Raw genomic sequence first — 1,687 nt, forward strand, 5'->3', positions numbered from 1 at the left:
TCAACGACGCGTCGAGTTGGCAACAACCTTGCATATGCTTGTATGTACAAGTAAAGATGTGTGCGTAAGAGTCCATGAACATCCTCTTCGCACCCATCAATGTTCGCGCATTGATCGTTGAGGATTTTTTTGTGACCAAGCCTACCCAATACCGTGACGTTGAAATCCGTGCCGCACGCGGCAACACGCTGACCGCCAAAAGCTGGCTGACTGAAGCGCCGCTGCGCATGTTGATGAACAACCTCGACCCGCAGGTTGCCGAAAATCCGAAAGAACTGGTGGTGTACGGCGGCATCGGCCGTGCGGCACGTAACTGGGAATGCTACGACAAGATCGTCGAGAGCCTGACCAACCTCAACGACGACGAAACCCTGCTGGTGCAATCCGGCAAACCCGTCGGCGTGTTCAAGACCCACAGCAACGCCCCGCGCGTGCTGATCGCCAACTCCAACCTGGTGCCGCACTGGGCGAGCTGGGAGCATTTCAACGAACTGGATGCCAAGGGCCTGGCCATGTACGGCCAGATGACCGCCGGCAGCTGGATCTACATCGGCAGCCAGGGCATCGTGCAGGGCACCTACGAAACCTTCGTCGAAGCCGGTCGCCAGCACTACAACGATGACCTCAAGGGCCGTTGGGTCCTGACCGCCGGCCTCGGCGGCATGGGCGGCGCCCAGCCACTGGCCGCGACCCTGGCCGGTGCCTGCTCGCTGAACATCGAATGCCAGCAGGTCAGCATCGACTTCCGCCTGAGCAGCCGCTACGTCGACGAACAAGCCACCGACCTCGACGACGCCCTGGCGCGCATCGACAAATACACCAAGGCCGGCCAGGCGATCTCCATCGCGTTGCTGGGCAACGCCGCTGAAATCCTTCCGGAACTGGTCAAGCGCGGCGTGCGCCCGGACATGGTCACCGACCAGACCAGCGCCCACGACCCGCTCAACGGCTACCTGCCCGCCGGCTGGACCTGGGACGAATACCGCGCCCGCGCCAAGACCGAACCGGCCGAAGTGATCAAGGCCGCCAAGCAGTCGATGGCCGTGCACGTCAAGGCCATGCTCGAGTTCCAGAAACAAGGCATCCCGACGTTCGACTACGGCAACAACATCCGTCAGATGGCGCAAGAAGTGGGCGTGGAAAACGCCTTCGACTTCCCGGGTTTCGTCCCGGCCTACATCCGTCCGCTGTTCTGCCGTGGCATCGGCCCGTTCCGTTGGGCTGCGCTGTCGGGCGACCCGCAAGACATCTACAAGACCGACGCCAAAGTCAAAGAGCTGATCCCGGACGACGCGCACCTGCACAACTGGCTGGACATGGCCCGCGAGCGCATCAGCTTCCAGGGCCTGCCGGCGCGTATCTGCTGGGTTGGCCTGGGCCAGCGCGCCAAGCTCGGCCTGGCATTCAACGAAATGGTGCGCAGCGGCGAGCTGTCGGCACCCATCGTGATCGGCCGCGACCACCTGGACTCCGGCTCGGTGGCCAGCCCCAACCGTGAAACCGAATCGATGCAGGACGGTTCCGACGCCGTGTCCGACTGGCCACTGCTCAACGCCTTGCTCAACACCGCCAGCGGCGCGACCTGGGTTTCGTTGCACCACGGCGGCGGCGTCGGCATGGGCTTCTCCCAGCACTCGGGCATGGTGATTGTCTGCGACGGTACCGACGAAGCCGCCGAGCGTATCGC

General features: G+C 63.1%; 1 protein-coding gene. It reads left to right on the top strand.

All coding sequences use genetic code 11. From position 1 onward, the window contains the following. Positions 1-131: 131 nt before the first annotated feature. The coding region (hutU, locus tag HX815_RS31485) for a urocanate hydratase (protein WP_177010131.1) at positions 132-1,687 on the top strand (1,556 nt) is incomplete at its 3' end.

The sequence above is a fragment of the Pseudomonas sp. E6002 genome, from assembly GCF_013385565.1.
Lineage (GTDB): Bacteria > Pseudomonadota > Gammaproteobacteria > Pseudomonadales > Pseudomonadaceae > Aquipseudomonas.